Below are 17,187 nucleotides of genomic sequence, written 5' to 3' on the forward strand. Positions count from 1 at the left end.
CGATGATCCCGCCGACCGCGACGACGACCTTCGCGACCGACACGATGGTCTCCCACGCCTCGGACCCGAACACCTTGTCCCAGAACGACTGCTTCCCCAGACCCGCGTCCGCGGCCGCACCGATCTTCGTCGCGGTGCGCCGTTCCCCGTCCTCCCAGTCCCCACGAGCATCCGCGACGAGCCGCTTCGCCGCCTCGATCCGCGACTGCGCCGCAGCGATGTCCCCCTGGGCCGAGCTGACGGATCCCTGCGCGACGGTCGTGTTGTCGGACGCTGCCCGCAACTGCGCCGGCGAGGGCACGTCCACCCCGTCCGGCACCTCCGACCCCGCCGGGTACTGGTCCGCGACCTTCGACAGGTTCCGCGCGGCCGTCTGGTAATGGCTCAGCGTCGCCTGCGCATCCGACAGACGCGACTGCGCGGCCGCGAGGTCACCGGCGGCGTCCTTCGCGTCCGCGAGCGCACCATCGGCGCGGTACTGGGTGTCGTCGACGACGTCCGCCCACCCCGACAACGCCGACGCCGCCTGCTCGTACGAGGCAACGAGTTTCGACAGGTCACCGGGGGTGTCCGCGATCGCGTCGACGAACACGTCGGCGGCTTCGCCCTCCCAGTCCGTCAACCACCCCGACCCCTTCACCGAGTTCAACCGCGTCGACGCATCCTGCGCAGCGTCCGAGATCCGCTGGTACTCCCGGGCCATCACCCGCAACGTCGCGGGATCACCCTTCACCGGATCATCGCCCTGATCGACGACATCCCACCCCGACGGACGTGCCACGGCTACTGCGCCCGAGCGGCAGCGGGGCCGCCGCCGCCGTTCTCGTCGTTCACCTGCAGGGCGTGCGCGAGCTGCTCGTCGGTCTCGGTGTACGCCTCGACCGAGGAGCCGAGCATGTCCGCCAGAGCCTTCGTCGACTCGCTGATCTTGTCGCGCTTGTCGCCCCAGCGGTGGTCGAAGTCGTGCAGCGCGTCCTGCACGGTCCCCGAGCCGATCGCGTCATCGGACGCGTCGACCCGCTTGTGCGCCTTCTCGAGCGTGCTGTGCACGGTCGTCAGGTCGTTCTTGAGCTCCCCGAGCCCCATCAGGTCGACGAGCAGTCTGCCTGCCATGGAACAATCCCTCCCCGATCACGAACCGATCAGCGACCGGTCGCGCACCCTTCGCGCGCCGGTCACGAACCACGAACGACCCCGTGCTCCGCGCGATGCGGAGCACGGGGTCGTCGCCGGTGTCAGCCCTTGAGGCCGGACGCCAGCGACTCGTCGGTGTCGGAGAGCGTCTGCGAGGCCTTCGACAGGAAGGTGGAGAGGCCGTCGAGGCCCTGGACGGTCTGCGTGACGCCACGGTTGAACTCGTCGTAGGACTCGCCGAACGCGACCGACGACTTGTCGGTGACGTAGCCGTCCGAGATGAGCTGCTGGATCTTGCGCTGCAGCGCGGAGAGGCGGTCCTCGATGTCCGCCTGGCCCGCCTTGAGGTCCGAGGCGGCCGCCTCGAGGTCTGCGTACGAGACGTTGATGTTCGCCACGGTTGACTCCCTTTCCCCGGAGTGTTGTTGATGTCCCCCCAACGGGGCGCACGACACGGCACATTACCATCGACGTGCCACGGTCTGTCTACACCTCGGGGGAACGCCATGACCTTCACGTTCACGATGGTCGATCGCGAGAGCGGTCAGACGGCGAACGTCTACGTCGACGGCGATGACACCCGCCCCGTCCGTGCCGTGATCGCCGAGGCGGAACGACTGCTCGCGTCGGACGTCGCCACCTCCGGCCGGACGCCCTCGTACTACGTGGGGGAGCGGCTCCTCGACCTCACCCTCCCGGTCGCCGGCTCGGGCGTCCGAGCGGGGAGTGTCGTCCACCGCACGACGGAGCAGATCGCCCCGCCGCCGCTGCGTCCCCTCACCGCCGCCGAGGTCCGCATCGTCTCCGGACTGCACGCGGGCACCGCCGTGCGGGTCGGCACCGGGACGGTCACGATCGGGACGGCGCCGACCGCGCACGTCCGGATCCCGGTCAGCGTGACGGAGCACGCCGAGGCGGAGGCGTCGGGCAGCGACACCGTGCCCGACGTCGCGCTCCTCGTCACGGTGACGGCCGACGGCGCCCGGGTCCGCCCCGTCAACGGCTTCGACGGCGCCCGACTCGACGGCGAGCCCGTGACGGAGGAGGTCGAGTGGCCCGAGACCGCCCAGCTCGCGGTCGGCGGCGTCCTGCTCGGCTTCGGCCGTCCCTCCGACCGGGGTGCGCACCTGTCGCTCTCCGACGACGGCATGGCGCTCGAGTACAACCGCCCACCCCGGCTGCTGCCGCCGGACGAGCACACCCGGTACCAGCTGCCGGTCCCGCCGACCGAGCCGCCGGCCCGTGCGCTGCCCATCCTGATGGCGCTCGCGCCGATGGGCATGGCCGTCATGTTCGTCTCCACCACCGGCCGGTGGATCTACCTGCTCATCGCCCTGCTCTCCCCGATCCTCATGATCATCACGGGGCTGCAGGGCCGGCGGCAGGGCAAGAAGACGTACCGGCAGCGCATCGCGGAGTACGAGGACACCAAGGCGCGGATCGAGGCGGACGCGACCGAGAGCCTCCAGTCCGAACGCGCGCGCTGGATCGCGAGCGCCCCCGACCCGGCCGTGGTCTACGACACCGCGGTCACGCCGCTGCCGCGCCTGTGGGAGCGGCGCCGCACCGATCCAGACCACCTGCTGGTGCGCGTCGGGACCGCGACCCAGCGGTCCGAGGTGACCATCGAGGACCCGGAGCAGCTCTCCCACAAGCGCACGGTCGCGTGGGACGCAGCCGACGTCCCGGTCCGCATCCGGCTCGCCGAGCGTGGGGTCATCGGCATCGCCGGCCCCGACGACGACGCGCGGCGCCTCGCGAACTGGGTGGTCGCGCAGCTCGCGACCCTGCAGAGCCCGAAGGACGTCTCCTTCACCCTCCTCACCGACTCCACGCGCACGGCGCTGTGGGAGTGGATGTCCTGGCTGCCGCACGTCCGTCGGTCCGGCGCGGACCAGCCGATGACGAGCATCGCGACGAACGCGGCGTCCACCGCCCGTGCGATCGCGGAGCTCGCGGCGCTCATCGACGCGCGCAAGGAAGCCGGCATCGGGAAGAAGACGCCGCCGGCCGACGAGGTCGTCGTCGTCATGGACGGCGCCCGGCGACTGCGGGCGATGCCGTCCCTCGTGCAGGTCCTCAAGGAGGGGCCGGCGGTCGGCGTCTTCAGCATCTGCCTCGACCTCGACGAGCGTCTGCTCCCGGAGGAGTGCGACGCGGTCGTCGTGGTGCGTGACGACCGCCTCCGGGTGACGCAACAGCGCTCCGAGCGGATCGACGACGCCCGCCCCGACCTGGTCGACCAGGACTGGCTCGAGTGGGTCGCCCGCTCCCTCTCGCCGATCGTGGACGCGAGCCCCGACGTCGAGGACGGGGCCATCCCGTCGTCGTCGCGGCTGCTCGACGTGCTCGGACTGGAGCCGCCGACGTCCGAGGCGGTCCAGGCCCGCTGGCTGCTCGGTGGCCGCAGCACCACCGCCGTGGTCGGTGAGTCGATCGACGGCGCGTTCGCCATCGACCTGCGCAGCGACGGTCCGCACGGTCTCGTCGCGGGGACGACCGGCTCCGGCAAGTCCGAACTGCTGCAGACGATCGTCGCGTCGCTCGCCGTCGCGAACCGTCCGGACGAGATGAACTTCGTGCTCGTCGACTACAAGGGCGGCGCGGCCTTCAAGGACTGCGTCGACCTGCCGCACACCGTCGGCATGGTCACGGACCTCGACACGCACCAGGTGGAGCGGGCGCTCGAGTCGCTCGGCGCCGAGCTCCGCACCCGGGAGCACGCGCTCGCCGAGGTCGGTGCGAAGGACCTCGAGGACTACCAGGACCTGCAGGCGAAGCGGGCCGGCACGGACCAGGCGGTGCCGAGCCTGCCGCGACTGCTCATCGTGATCGACGAGTTCGCATCGCTCGCGCGCGAGCTCCCGGACTTCGTCAAGGGCCTGGTCAACATCGCACAGCGCGGACGCTCGCTCGGCATCCACCTCATCCTCGCGACGCAGCGACCGGGCGGCGTCGTCTCGCCGGAGATCCGCGCGAACACGAACCTCCGGATCGCGCTGCGCGTCACCGACCAGTCGGAGAGCCAGGACGTCATCGGCGCGAACGACGCCGCACGCATCGCGAAGAGCACGCCGGGACGCGCCTACGTGCGCCTCGGCGCGGCCTCGCTCCTGCCCTTCCAGTCCGGTCGCGTGGGCGGTCGGCGGCCCGGCAGCGACGGCCTGGAGGAACGCCCCGCGTTGGTCCGCGAGCTCACCTTCTCCTCGCTCAGCGAACCGGCGCCGCGTCCGGCCGCCGCCGAGGTCGCCGCGAGCGACGTGGAGGTCACCGACCTGAGCGTGCTGGTCGGCTCGATCCGCGACGCGACCCGCGCGCTCGGGAGCCCTGCGCAGCGGAAGCCCTGGTTGCCGCCGCTCGGCACGGTCGTCGGGCTCGACGACGTCGAGGCGACGGGAACCGACCTCGGCCCGCTCGCCGTCGCGTGGGGCATCGAGGACCACCCCGCGGACCAGCGGCAGCGGCCGGCGGTGTTCGACCTCGACGAGGACGGCCACCTGTTCGTCATCGGCTCGCCCCGATCCGGACGCAGCCAGACCCTCCGGACCCTCGCCGGCGCCCTCGCCCTGCGCCTCGGCGTGGGTGACGTGCACATGTACGGCATCGACTGCGGCAACGGCGCGCTCCTCGCCCTCGGCGGGCTGCCGCACTGCGGCGCGGTGGTCCAACGCCACGAACCCGATCGGGTCTCGCGGCTGCTCGGCATCCTGCTGCGCACCGTGCAGGAGCGCCAGTCCGTGTTCGCGGCCGGTGGCTACTCGTCGATCGCGGAGCAGCGGGCCGACGACGACGCCACGCCGCTGCCCCACGTCGTCCTGTTCCTCGACCAGTGGGAGAGCTTCATGGCGACCCTGGCGGACGCCGAGAACGGTGCCCTGCACGACGCCGTCCAGACGTTGCTCCGCGAGGGCGTCGGCGTCGGCGTGCACCTGGTCGTCTCCGGCGACCGGACCCTGACCTCGGGGCGCATGTCGAGCCAGGTGGAGCGGAAGCTGCTGCTCGCCCTCGCCGACCGCGGCGACTACAACTACGAGGGCATCAACGGCAAGAAGCTCCCCGAGGAGATCCCGCCGGGTCGCGGGTTCCGGAACGCGACCGCCACGGAGACGCAGGTCGCGGTGCTGCCCGGCGGTCTCGGCGGACGCGACCAGGCCGCGGCGCTCCGGGACATCGGCGACGAGGTCCGGCGGCACGTCCGCCCCGGCACGCCGAAGCCGGCCCGGATCGACGTGGTGCCCCGCACGATCACCCTCGCGGACGCCGTCCGGCACCTGCCCGAGGAACACGCCGTTCCCGGTCGTGTCGCGCTCGGCGTCGGCGGTGACGAGCTCACGCTCTCCACGCACGACTTCGTGCAGGACACCCCCGTGTTCATCGTCGGCGGCAGCCCGCGGTCCGGCAAGAGCACCGCGCTCCTCGCGATGGCACGGCACGTGCTGTCCTCGGGCGGCGCCGTCGTCGCGGTGACCCCGCGCGACTCCGTCCTCCGTTCACTCGACGGCACCCCGCGGGCCACGGTCGTGACCGACGCGGCCATCGGCGCCGAGGGGCTGTCCGCGCTCGTCGACGAGACCACGGACCGGTTCACGCTCGTGCTGGTCGACGATGCCGAAGCGCTCAAGGAGACACCGGCCGAGCCCGTGTTCCGATCGATCATGGAGTCCGACCGCGGGCGCTCGGTCGGCCTCGTCCTCGCCGGCGACGTCGAAGGGGTGGCGAGCGGGTTCCGTGGCTGGCAGGTCGACGCGAAGAAGGCGCGCCGCGGGATGCTGCTCGCGCCGCTCAGCACGGTGGACGGCGACCTGATCGGCACGAAGCTGTCGAAGAGCCTCGTGACGCAGGACCGCGTCGTCGGCCGAGCGTTGCTGAACGACGCGGACCAGACGCTCCGGCTCGTGCAGGTGCCGGTCGGCTGAACAGCGGACCGGCCGCGCATTACCCCAGCGGCGCCTCGTCCTCCAGCCCCACCACCGGCTCCGCGCGCAACGTGTGCCCGCCGAAGACCACGGTGTCCCCGGGCCGGACGACGGTCCGCTGCGCCGGGACGAGCATGGTCGCGGGGTAGCCCGGCCGCCGGAGTTCCGCGCCGTTCGCGGACCCCGCGTCGAGCACCCAGAAGGAGCCCTCGGCCCCGAAGCCGAACTCCAGGTGCGTCCGGCTCAACAGGCGTTCCGGGTCCTCGAGGGCGATGACGTGGTCGTGGCCGCCGTCGGGGTGGGCGCTCGCCGGGTCGCGGCCGATCAGCCCGGAGCCCGTCACGGTGACGCGGCGGTCGTCGAGCACGAGGACCGCGCCGGCACGCTGTCGGGCGGGCCCGGCGTCCCGGCCGGCGGCGGCTCCACCGAAGGGGCGGCCGGGGAGCTGTGCGACCGTCGCCCGCACGCGGTCCGCCGAGGCCCGCGGGGCCGGCGGTGGCGTGACCACGGCGCGGGCCAGCTCGCCGCGCTCGGCCATCCGGGCGAGGTCCGCCTCGGTCACGCGCTCGACGACGGGCTCGGGAGTCCGGCGGCCACGACGTCGGAAGGGCCAGATCCGCATCAGCGGACGCCGTCCACCGGGGCGCTCGAGTCGACGAGCTCGAAGGTGTCGGTGACGGTCTCGAAGAGCTCGAGCAGCGGTTCGGCGAGGTCGGTGGCCGGCGAGGAGACGCTCACCAGGGCGACCTGGCCGTCCGCGGGCACGAAGGTCTGCATGAGGACGACGTCGAGGGTTCCCCGGTCGTCCGGCGCCTGCACCGTGGAGACGCCCCAGGTGCGCGGGGCTCGGCCGACGCGGGGGAGCTCGTGCACGTCGACGTGCATGCCGTCCTCGCCGCCGCCGAGGGCAGCGACGTGGTCGGTGAGCGTGCCGAGCGGGTCGTCGGTGTCCTCGGGGGCGGGCAGGACGCTGACCGTCAGGGCGCCGGACACGACACCGTCCTCGCTGGGCTCGGCGAAGGCCGCGCAGTACCGGGCGCCGCTGTCCCACGCGGACCGGGCGAAGCGGCGGAGGACCCGGACGATCTCGGTGCGGTGGTCCCAGAGTTCGCGGTGCTCGGCGATGCGCTCCTGCACGAGGGCGCTGATGCGGTCGTCCCGACGGTCCGGGTCGACCGGGAGCTCGAACCAGGATCGGGGGACCGTGATGGCGAAGTGGTCGGCCGGCATGCCCGCTACGGTACCGCGCGGTACCGCGCCGCCGTCCGCCGCATCGCGCGCAGCAGCAGCGGCCCCGGCAGGCGCAGCAGCCAGCCGGGCGCGACGGCACGCACGGCGCGCACCAGCCGCACGGCACGGCGGAAGCGTCGCTGCTCGCGCGGCCCCCACGCGAAGCGGTACTGCGCGCGAACGACCTCGGGGAGCATGCCCACGGTGACGACCCGGACGAGGGGCATCGCCGCACGCACCCAGAGCGGCGCGAACCGCGGGTGCAGCAGGTCGCGGACGACACCCCGGGCGTCGTCGGTCACCTCGAGCCGAGGCAGGGTCGCTGCCCAGTACGCCCGGAAGTCGGCGACGGTGGTCGGCCACCGGTCCTCCGGGACGCGCAGCGCGGTCCCGATCGGTGCGTAGGCGCGGAGGACGTCCTCGGCGAGCGCGGGCGACACCGGGTCACCGAACAGCTCGTGCGCCTGCAGCGCGGAGTCGAACAGGGTCGCGGCGACCCAGAGCTGTCGGTCGACGTCGTCGGCGCCCTCGACCGGCCGGTGCGCCCGCTCCACGAACGCGGTCGCGACTGCCGCGTCGGCGGGGCTCCCGACCACGACCGCGTAGACGAACATGAGGGTGTGCGCGAGCCGTTGCTGCGGCCGGCGCGCGAAGTCGGAGTGCCGTCGGACGCCCGCCGCGACGACCGGGTCGGCGATCTGCAGCAGGATCGCGCGGCCGCCCGTCACCACGGGCGTGCTGTCGGTGAGGAACCGACGGAGGTCGCGGTCCGCGACGCGACCGGCTGTCGGACGGGAGGCCCGGTGCGGGTCCGGCACCGTTCCTCCAGGTCCGTCGGTGGTCACCTCGAGCGCCCCTGCCGCCGTTCGCGCCGCCAGGGGACGACGTCGATCACGATGGCCAGGGCGAGTGCGGCGGCGCCGCCGAGGACGGCGGTGACCAGGAACGCGCCGTCGAACGTGGCGCCGGTGGTGGCGGCGAGCACCACGACGACCAGCCAGATCGCGGGCAACGGCCAGAGGTGTGCGGGGGCGGCCGTCACGACCGCGAGCGCGACGCCCGCGACGAGCAGCAGCACCCAGGTGACGTTCCCACCGCAGGTCGGGCCGGCGGTGCCGGGGCCGCAGGCGGTGACCCCGGACCGGACGCCCGTGTGCGCGGCCGCGGCGACGAGCAGCATCGCCGCGATCGACAGCAGCCGTGCGACCGCGGGGACACGGTGGACACTGGCGCGGACACGGCGGAGCACGGCCCGATGGTACTGGGCCGTGCTCCGGGGGCGGTGTGTCTACAGCGGCTTCGTGCCGAGGTCGTTGCCGAGGTCCGGACGGTCCTCGTCGTCGTGCTCCCACAGGTCCGGCGAACCCTCACCGGGGGCGCCACCGGTCGGCCCGTCGTCCGTGCCGTCGCCGGGCTGCGGCTCCACCGTCTCGCCCGCGACCGCGTCGTTCGTGACGGTCTCGAGGGACTCCTCGGTCTCGTCGACCTCGTAGGGACCGACGTGTTCGCGGTCGATGTCGTCCTCGCGTCGCTGCTCCGCCTCGAAGTCGTCGGCCGGGCTGATGCCGGGGTCGCTCATGCTCTGGCTCCTTCCGTGTGGGTCTTCCTGCCTACGCTCCGCGCCTGCGGATCCGTCCGGCTTCGCGTGTCGTTCACCTCGCCGACACCTCCGGGTCACGGTCGTGGCGCACACTCGCTGTGCTCGGGGGAGTGGAGCGCGGTCGCCGACGGGTGGTCGAGCGACCGCGCCTTCCCCCGCCCGTGCCGCGGCTCCGCGTCACGCCCGCTGCAGCAGCCCGCGTTCCGTGACGTCGGCGAGGGCCAGCGTCCGGTAGCCGGCCGACTCGAAGAAGACCGTCAGGCGGTCGTCCTCGGTGCTCATCACCGTCCCGCGTCCCCACTCGGCGTGCTCCACCACGGCGTCCGGCGGCCACTCGGCGTCGTGCGAACCGTCGGCGGCGTGCGCCCCGGCAGCGGAACCGGCCGAACAGGTGTCGCAGTTCCCGCACGGTTCGGGGAGCTCGTCGCCGAAGTACCCGAGCAGGAACTGTCGGCGGCACTCGTCGGTCTCCGCGTAGCGGCGCATCATGGCGATCCGGGACTCCTCGATCCGCTCGCGTTCGTCGGCACGCTCGGAGGCGGCGCGGGCCGCGGCCTCCGCCGAGTCCGGCGCGCCCGCGGCTCGGGCGAGACCGTCCCGGTCGTCCACCAGCACCCCGGCGTCGACCAGCGCGTTCGCCGCCCGACCGGCGGTCCGCGCCGACAATCCGCTCGCGGGGGCGAGGTCGGACCGGGCCAGGGTCCCGTCGGACGGGACGGCGTCGAACACCGCGCGGAGCGACGCAGGACGGGGCGTGCCCGAGGCGAAGAACCGCCGGAGCCCGAGGTCCTCCGCGCGGTAGTGCATGGTGGCCAGCCCGGGGTCGCCGTCCCGGCCGGCTCGTCCCACCTCCTGGTAGTACGCGTCCACCGACTCCGGCACGTCGGCGTGCACGACGAAGCGGACGTCAGGCTTGTCGATGCCCATCCCGAACGCACTCGTCGCCACCACCGTGTCGACCGATCCGTCGAGGAACGCGTGGTGCACCGACTCCCGGTCACGCACGCGGAGACCGGCGTGGTACGGCTTCGCCCGACGACCGGCCTCGACGAGCAGGTCGGCGTACTCGAGCGTCTCCGCGCGGGTCGCGACGTAGACGATCCCGGCGCCGTCGAGCCCGGCCACCTGGGCGACGAGGGCGTCACGCTTGGCGTCGGCGTCGGCGTGCCGCACCACCTCCAGCCGCAGCTCGGGTCGGTCGAAGCCGGTGGCCAGCACGAGCGGGTCCCGCATCCCGAGCCGCTCCACGATCTCGGCCCGGACGGGTGACGATCCGGTGGCGGTCATGGCGAGGACGGGTGGACGTCCGAGGCGCTCCACGACCTCCCCGAGTACGAGGTAGTCCGGCCGGAAGTCGTGCCCCCACGCGGAGACGCAGTGTGCTTCGTCCACCGTGACGAGTGCCACGCCGGCAGCACGGAGCCGCTCGACGACGTCGTCCTTCGCCAGCTGTTCCGGAGCGAGGAACACGTACCGGGCGTCCCCGTCGGCCACGGCGTCCCACGCGGCGTCCAGGTCACGACGAGCGCGCGTCGCGTTGATCGTCACCGCACGGGGTGCGTCGGGGTGGTCCTCCAGGCCGACGACCTGGTCCTCCTGCAGCGCGACGAGCGGCGACACCACGACGACCACGCCGTCGAGCGCGAGACCGGCGACCTGGTAGATCGCCGACTTGCCGGAGCCGGTCGGCATGACGGCGAGCGCGTCCCGACCGGTGAGCACCGCGTCGATGACGGTCTCCTGCTCGGGTCGGAGGGTCCAGCCGAAGACGTCGGCGGCGCGGGAGCGGAGTGCGGTGTCCATCCCGTCCACCGTGCCGGTCGCTCCCTGGGCCCTGGCCGGGCCACGCGCCCAGCGGCCAGGGACCCGACGGGCCGACCCGCGCCTCCCGGCCCACCCTCACCGACACGCACCGCACGTTCACCGACCAGCGCTAGGCTCGGGTCCGGCCGTTGTCTCGACATCGAGCGACCCTCGATGTGGAGGCGCGACCGGGAAACCGATGCCGATCGCACGAACCGTGCGGGAAGAAGAACAGCGTGGATCTTTTCGAGTACCAGGCCAGGGACCTCTTCGAGTCCTACGGCGTCCCCGTCCTCCAGGGGATCATCGCCGACACTCCGGAAGAGGCCAGGGCGGCCGCGGAGAAGATCGGCGGCGTGGTCGTCGTCAAGGCGCAGGTCAAGGTCGGCGGCCGCGGCAAGGCGGGCGGCGTGAAGGTCGCGAAGACCCCCGACGAGGCGTTCGAGCACGCGCAGGCGATCCTCGGCCTCGACATCAAGGGCCACACCGTCCAGCGCGTCATGGTCGCCCAGGGCGCCGACATCGCCGAGGAGTTCTACTTCTCGGTGCTCCTCGACCGCGCGAACCGGAGCTACCTCAGCCTCGTCAGCGTCGAGGGCGGCATGGAGATCGAGCAGCTCGCCGTCGAGAAGCCCGAGGCCCTCGCCCGCGTCGAGGTGAACCCCCTCACCGGGATCAACGACACGGCCGCGGCGGACATCGCCCGTCAGGCCGGGTTCCCGGACGAGCTGGTCGACCAGGTCGCCGCCGTGTTCGTCAAGCTCTACGACGTGTTCGCCGGCGAGGACGCCACCCTCGTCGAGGTCAACCCGCTCGTCCGCACGGGCGACGGCCAGATCCTCGCCCTCGACGGCAAGGTCTCGCTCGACGACAACGCCGAGTTCCGCCACGAGGGCCACAAGGCGCTCGAGGACACCGCGAGCGAGGACCCGCTCGAGGCGAAGGCGAAGGAGCACGGCCTCAACTACGTGAAGCTCGACGGCGAGGTCGGCGTCATCGGCAACGGCGCGGGGCTCGTCATGTCCACCCTCGACGTCGTCGCGTACGCCGGTGAGCGCCACGGCGGCGTGAAGCCCGCGAACTTCCTCGACATCGGCGGTGGCGCCTCGGCGGAGGTCATGGCCAACGGCCTCGACGTCATCCTCGGCGACCCGCAGGTGAAGAGCGTCTTCGTGAACGTGTTCGGCGGCATCACCGCCTGCGACGCCGTCGCGAACGGCATCGTCGCCGCGCTCGGCATCCTCGGCGACTCGGCGACCAAGCCGCTCGTCGTCCGCCTGGACGGCAACAACGTGGAAGAGGGTCGCCGGATCCTGGCGGAGGCGGCGCACCCGCTCGTCACCGTCGCCGCGACCATGGACGATGCGGCCGAGAAGGCCGCCGAGCTCGCCGCAGCGGCGTAAGGAGCGAACAGCACAATGTCGATCTTCCTCAACAAGGACTCCAAGGTCATCGTCCAGGGCATCACCGGTGGTGAGGGCACGAAGCACACCGCGCTCATGCTCAAGGCCGGCACCCAGGTCGTCGGCGGCGTCAACGCCCGCAAGGCCGGCACCACCGTCACCCACGGCGACGTCGAGCTCCCCGTCTTCGGCTCCGTGCGCGAGGCCATCGACACCACCGGTGCCGACGTCTCGATCGTGTTCGTCCCCCCGGCGTTCGCGAAGGACGCCGTGATGGAGGCCATCGACGCCGAGATCCCCCTCGTCGTCGTCATCACCGAGGGCATCCCCGTGCAGGACTCCGCGGAGTTCTGGGCGCACGCGAAGGCCCTCGGCGGGAAGACCCGCATCATCGGCCCGAACTGCCCCGGCATCATCACGCCCGGGGAGTCGCTCGTCGGCATCACCCCGGCGACGATCACCGGCAAGGGCCCGATCGGCCTCGTGTCGAAGTCCGGCACCCTGACCTACCAGATGATGTACGAGCTCCGGGACCTCGGCTTCTCGACCGCCATCGGCATCGGCGGCGACCCGGTCATCGGCACGACGCACATCGACGCACTCGCCGCGTTCGAGGCCGACCCGGAGACCGAGGCGATCGTCATGATCGGTGAGATCGGCGGCGACGCGGAGGAGCGCGCGGCCGACTACATCAAGGCGCACGTCACGAAGCCGGTCGTCGGCTACGTCGCGGGCTTCACCGCGCCCGAGGGCAAGACCATGGGTCACGCGGGCGCGATCGTGTCCGGTTCCGCCGGCACCGCGGAGGCGAAGAAGCAGGCGCTCGAGGCAGCGGGTGTGCGCGTGGGCAAGACGCCGTCGGAGACGGCGGCGCTGCTGCGCGAGGTGGTCGCCGCGAAGTAGCGGGACGGTCCCACCTGGAGGACGGGAGGCGCGGTGCCGGTTGGTACCGCGCCTCCCGTCGTTGGCGCGGCGACGTATGGGTGAATGTAATATGTGACGATGCCGAACAGTAGGAGACTCTTCTTGGCCGGAGGCGGGCTGGCCGCCATCGCTGCCGTCGCCGCCCCGGTGAAGCCGGGGAGGGCGACCGGTGTGCGCAGGTCGGAGGAGCAGGCATCCGTCAAGTTCGCCTCGGAGTTCGGCGTCGTCGGCGGCGGCACGGTGGACGACACCGAGGCACTGCAGGCGGCAGTGGACTGGTCGAGTGAAACACTCGGGACGCTGCTGCTCGACGTCGGCATCTTCGCGGTCGAGGCACTGCGGATCGGCCCGCAGGCCCGGATCGTCGGTGCGGGTGCTCCCGATCAACACCGGGCCGCTGATCGACGTCGGCAACGTCCGAGCAGTGTCCTTCATCGCGCCGCAGCTCCTCGGTGGTGCAGCACCCATGCTGCGGTACCGGCAACGGGTCTCGAGCGACGGGATCGCTCCGGCGCCAGGGGGTGATGCGCGCGACCAGCAGGGCGGCCTGCTCGTGCTGGGCGGTCAGTTCGACGTGCACGCGGCGGGCACGAGGAAGGTCGCCGCGGTCGAGGTGGGAGGAGCCGGGCGAGGGGTGTCGCTGCTCTCGGTCAAGTTCGCGGCGCTCCCGTCGGTCCCGGCAGTCCGCATCGCCGACGACTACCGGTTCGACGTCTCCATGCTCGGGAGTACGTGCCGTTGGGTCGGACCGTCCACAGCCGTCGTGCAGGATGATCGCACCGCGGACGTGCGTCGCCACTGGGGCGCGACGCCGGTCGACGGAGACCTCCACGTCCGCAGTGGTGACCTGCGGGTCGGAGGTCGTCAACTCCGAGTCGCCGCCAGGTCTCCCCAGGGCGCCACCAGTGTGCAGCGGATCGACGAGGGTGCGACGTCGGCGGGTTGGGTCGACCTGGGGACGCGAGGTCCGGGTACCGACACGGCGGGGCGGCTGTTCTTCGCGAACTGGAGGACGATCGCGGGCGGACTGTTGCGCGTGGTCTTCGAGCGGCCGCTCCCCGCACAACCGGTCGTGATGCTCACCCCACGCAACGCTCGCGCGGCCGGAGCGTCGTTGTTCGTCGAACTGGACGAAGACGATGCCGGCACGATCGGTTTCAGGGTCAGCACTGGTGCGCCCTTGGAGCAGAGCGACGAAGTGCTGCTCGTGGACTACTTCGTCGTCGGTCGCGAGTGAGGGCCGGAGTTTGCCGACCGGTCACAGGTACGCGTTGGCCGGCACGGGGGAGTCGAGCATGGTGCGCAGCAGGGCGCCGTCCCATGCGCTCGCGATCTGCCGGTCGTTGCCGCTTCCGCCGACGTTGTCCGACGACAGTGCCGACCCCCCGTCCGGCAAGTGGAGGAAGTCCGGGTGACCGAACGATCCGCTGACCTTCGCGGCGACGCCCTGCTCGACTGCCACGCGGTGCAGCCACAGGTCGTCTGCAGCGGGCGCCGCAGACCGGAAGTCGTCCGCACCGCCGCGAAGCGCGTCGAGCATGCGAGGCACGATCACGTGGCCCCATGTACCCGTCGCGAGATTGCGCGGCGACGACGGCCCTCGTACGACCTCGGGCCACGCCTCGTAGGGCCGGATCGTTCCCTCGGTGAAGGTGACCTCTCGCGACCGGTGAGCAGTGTTCGTCGTCGGGTCGGTGGCGTGCGCGGCGCAGAGCCGTTCGAGCCAGGTGCGCGGGTAGACGAGATCGTCGTCAGCCGTGACCAGCGGCATGCGGTGCATGTCGATGGATTGCACGTACGGGTAGTACTTGGTGTGTGGTCGGAAGTTCTCCGTTGCGCGGACTTCGACTCCGCGGCGGATGAGTCGACGCAGTCCAGGATGAGGATCGGCGACGGCGTCGAGGTCGTCGAGCCAGAGGATCAGTCGACGTGGGCGCAGTGTGCCCGCGGCGATGCTCTCGAGCGCGAGGTGCACGGTCGCGATGCGTTCGCCGTGACTCGTGAGGCTGACGGGCGGCCCACCATCCGGGTCGACCGCGGGCTGCTGGGTCGCGCGGTTGCGCAGTGCGAGCGAGGCGAACCGTCGGGCCTTCCGGAGACGGAGGGAAGCAAGAGTCGACATGCTGATATATTACATCACGATCGCGAGGAGAACAAGCGCGGCGAGGTCCCGCGCGGCACACCGACGCAGCGCGGAGCAGCACGTATCCTCGCTGCGATGAACCGCCTGGGAACCGCACTGCTCGCCGCGATCGAGGCGGTCGTGACGGTCGGCGTGGGCATCGGGATCGCCCTCGTGCCGCTGACGCTCCTGTGGGGGTTCGAGTACGGACTCCAGGTCGACTGGGACGTCTTCTGGAAGGCGACCGGGAGCGTCTGGCTCATCGGGCACGGTGTCGACGTGTCGTTCCTGCTCGGGCCGGCACTCGCGAAGTCCTCCGGGGTGAGCGGCGCCGCGGATCCGATCCACGTGACGCTGGCGGCGCTCGGCTTCGCGATCGTGACCGCCTGGCTCGCCGGACGCGCCGGCCGCCGCTTCGCCGAGACCGAACACCGGACGACGGGGCTCCTGGTCGGCACCGGCGTCGTCGCCGCCCTCGGTCTCGCGGTGGCGCTGTCGAGCCGGTCCGCCGTCACCACGCCGGTGGTCTGGCAGGCGGTCGTCCTGCCAGCGCTCTGGTTCGGCATCCCCGCGTTCGTCACGTCCGAGGTCTGCCGGCGTCGCCGTGGGCTCCCGGCCGATCCCGTCACGCAGCGCGTGCTCGACCTGGGCGACCGCGTCCCGAGCGACTGGCGTGCCGTGGCGGCGTTCGGCCTCCGGGCCGGGACGGCTGCGACCGCCGCCGTCGTCGCGGTCGCCGGCGTCGTCGTCGCCTTCCTGCTCTTCGGGTCCTTCGCCGAGGTGATCTCCCTGTACGAGCGTTCGCACGCGGGGGTCATCGGCGGCATCGCCCTCACGGTCGGTCAGCTGGCGTTCCTGCCGGACTTCGTCGGGTGGGCGACCTCCTGGCTCGTCGGTCCGGGCTTCGCGATCGGCACCGGGTCGAGCGTCTCGCCGATCGGCACGACGCTCGGGCCGATCCCCGGGCTGCCGGTGTTCGGTGCGCTGCCGGCCTCCGGGCACGCGTTCGGGCTCGTCTGGGTCCTCGTGCCCGTCGTCGCCGGGTTCGCGGCCGGAGGACTCCTGCGACCGCGGCTCGTCGCTGCCCTCGGGAACGCGGACTCCGCCCTCCGCCGTGCGCTCGGCGGGGTCGCCGCAGGCATCGTCGCGGGCGTGCTCACCGGGCTCGTGGCCTGGCTGTCGTCGGGATCGGCGGGCCCCGGGCGGCTCGCCGACGCCGGGCCGCACGCCCTCGTGGTCGGGGCCTTCGCCGCGCTCGAGGTCGGCGTGCCCGCCGTGGTGGCGCTCGCCGCGGGCAGCGACCTCGTCCGGATGCCCGAACGCGGGTGGGGTCGTGAGCGCTGGCACGAGTCCGAGGACCCGTCCGACGAGGACGACACGGCGGCCCACGAGGGATCGCTCCTCGCGGCGCTCGACCAGGCCGGCAACGGACGGACCACCGACGTCCACCGGTTCGTGGTCGAGGAAGCGCACGGCGGCAGGGTGACCGAGCCCACGGCGGACCGGCCCGGCGCGGACCGCAGCCCGCAGGACGAGCCGGGGCGCGCCTCCCGGACCCCCGCGGCAGACGCGCCGGACCGCGACCCGGACGTGGACGTCGAACTGCCCGAGTGGGCGCGCACCGACGCGGTCGCGGCGGACCGCATGGCCGCCCGACCGCCGTCGACCGAGCGTGGCGGGATCGGTGCGATCCGTGATCGGCTGCGCGCCGCGGCGGACGGCGTCCGCGAGCGGGCCGGTGGCCTGCGCGACCGGGTGACCGGTGCCGACGCCGAACGGCAGCAGCCAGCCGGAGCGGCGGAACCCGTCGAGGAACCGGCTCCGCGCGCGCCGGGCACCGACGCGCAGCCCGCGTTCCCGTGGAGCACGGAGGAGTTCGTCGCCGGCCGCGACGACCCGGACGACGACGCCCCGGCGGAGGACCAGGCACGTCCGACGTCGGCGACCTGGGACACCACCGACCAGATCCCCGAGGACGAGCTGCCGTGGTGGCGACGCCCGAAGGACGGCCGCTAGCGACCGCCGTCGCACGACGAGACGGCCGGTAGGGTTGAT

Annotated in this window: 15 protein-coding genes; 5 read left to right on the plus strand and 10 right to left on the minus strand. The window is 72.6% G+C overall.

The window, feature by feature from the left end:
• From ACTJKO_RS07065 to ACTJKO_RS07075, 3 genes are all read right to left on the minus strand, one after another.
• The coding region (locus ACTJKO_RS07065) for a putative T7SS-secreted protein (RefSeq protein WP_440687103.1) at window positions 1–733 on the minus strand (733 nt) is incomplete at its 3' end.
• Between the two features lie 50 nt (window positions 734–783).
• Window positions 784–1,113, minus strand: coding sequence for a DUF6507 family protein (locus ACTJKO_RS07070; protein WP_440687105.1), 330 nt, complete (start codon window positions 1,111–1,113; stop codon window positions 784–786).
• Between the two features lie 122 nt (window positions 1,114–1,235).
• The gene (locus ACTJKO_RS07075) at window positions 1,236–1,532 is read right to left on the minus strand and encodes a WXG100 family type VII secretion target (protein ID WP_096900806.1); all 297 of its coding nucleotides are present in this window, start codon (window positions 1,530–1,532) and stop codon (window positions 1,236–1,238) included.
• Window positions 1,533–1,640: 108 nt separating this feature from the next.
• Here ACTJKO_RS07075 and ACTJKO_RS07080 point away from each other — a divergent pair, with 108 nt between their 5' ends.
• On the plus strand, window positions 1,641–6,050 hold the full coding sequence (locus ACTJKO_RS07080; RefSeq protein ID WP_440687107.1) for an FtsK/SpoIIIE domain-containing protein: 4,410 nt from the start codon (window positions 1,641–1,643) through the stop codon (window positions 6,048–6,050).
• Between the two features lie 19 nt (window positions 6,051–6,069).
• Here the strand turns inward: ACTJKO_RS07080 and ACTJKO_RS07085 are convergent, their stop codons facing one another.
• From ACTJKO_RS07085 to ACTJKO_RS07110, 6 genes are all read right to left on the minus strand, one after another.
• Window positions 6,070–6,672, minus strand: coding sequence for an FHA domain-containing protein (locus tag ACTJKO_RS07085; RefSeq protein ID WP_440687109.1), 603 nt, complete (start codon window positions 6,670–6,672; stop codon window positions 6,070–6,072).
• Window positions 6,672–7,280, minus strand: coding sequence for a hypothetical protein (locus ACTJKO_RS07090; protein ID WP_440687111.1), 609 nt, complete (start codon window positions 7,278–7,280; stop codon window positions 6,672–6,674). The genes ACTJKO_RS07085 and ACTJKO_RS07090 overlap by 1 nt, the downstream gene beginning before the upstream one ends.
• A 5-nt stretch (window positions 7,281–7,285) precedes the next feature.
• The gene (locus ACTJKO_RS07095; RefSeq protein ID WP_440687113.1) at window positions 7,286–8,125 is read right to left on the minus strand and encodes an oxygenase MpaB family protein; all 840 of its coding nucleotides are present in this window, start codon (window positions 8,123–8,125) and stop codon (window positions 7,286–7,288) included.
• Entirely contained in the window at window positions 8,122–8,529 is a 408-nt protein-coding gene (locus ACTJKO_RS07100; protein WP_440687115.1) for a hypothetical protein, read from the minus strand. Before ACTJKO_RS07100 ends, ACTJKO_RS07095 begins: the two co-directional genes overlap by 4 nt.
• 39 nt (window positions 8,530–8,568) lie before the next feature.
• Window positions 8,569–8,859 carry a hypothetical protein gene (locus ACTJKO_RS07105; protein WP_440687117.1) on the minus strand — a complete coding sequence of 97 codons (291 nt, stop codon included), beginning with the start codon at window positions 8,857–8,859 and terminating at the stop codon, window positions 8,569–8,571.
• A 198-nt stretch (window positions 8,860–9,057) separates the two neighbouring features.
• A complete protein-coding gene (locus ACTJKO_RS07110; protein ID WP_440687119.1) occupies window positions 9,058–10,683 on the minus strand; it encodes a RecQ family ATP-dependent DNA helicase in 1,626 nt (541 codons plus the stop codon).
• Between the two features lie 236 nt (window positions 10,684–10,919).
• On the opposite strand from ACTJKO_RS07110, the gene sucC reads away from it, so the two are divergent.
• The 3 genes from sucC to ACTJKO_RS07125 all read left to right on the plus strand — a co-directional run bounded on the left by sucC (window position 10,920) and on the right by ACTJKO_RS07125 (window position 14,247).
• On the plus strand, window positions 10,920–12,086 hold the full coding sequence (gene sucC / locus ACTJKO_RS07115; protein WP_440687121.1) for an ADP-forming succinate--CoA ligase subunit beta: 1,167 nt from the start codon (window positions 10,920–10,922) through the stop codon (window positions 12,084–12,086).
• Window positions 12,087–12,101: 15 nt separating this feature from the next.
• Window positions 12,102–12,989: a succinate--CoA ligase subunit alpha gene (gene sucD / locus ACTJKO_RS07120; protein WP_440687123.1), complete on the plus strand. Its 888-nt coding sequence runs from the start codon at window positions 12,102–12,104 to the stop codon at window positions 12,987–12,989.
• Window positions 12,990–13,383: 394 nt separating this feature from the next.
• Window positions 13,384–14,247 (plus strand): hypothetical protein, encoded by an 864-nt coding sequence (locus tag ACTJKO_RS07125; RefSeq protein ID WP_440687125.1) that lies wholly within the window; start codon window positions 13,384–13,386, stop codon window positions 14,245–14,247.
• 21 nt (window positions 14,248–14,268) lie between these two features.
• On the opposite strand, the gene ACTJKO_RS07130 is transcribed toward ACTJKO_RS07125, so the two are convergent.
• Entirely contained in the window at window positions 14,269–15,132 is an 864-nt protein-coding gene (locus tag ACTJKO_RS07130) for a hypothetical protein (RefSeq protein WP_440687127.1), read from the minus strand.
• 96 nt (window positions 15,133–15,228) lie between these two features.
• Here ACTJKO_RS07130 and ACTJKO_RS07135 point away from each other — a divergent pair, with 96 nt between their 5' ends.
• Window positions 15,229–17,148 carry a cell division protein PerM gene (locus ACTJKO_RS07135; protein WP_440687129.1) on the plus strand — a complete coding sequence of 640 codons (1,920 nt, stop codon included), beginning with the start codon at window positions 15,229–15,231 and terminating at the stop codon, window positions 17,146–17,148.
• Window positions 17,149–17,187 lie beyond the last annotated feature (39 nt).

The sequence above is a fragment of the Curtobacterium sp. 22159 genome (assembly GCF_052045775.1).
Lineage (GTDB): Bacteria > Actinomycetota > Actinomycetes > Actinomycetales > Microbacteriaceae > Curtobacterium.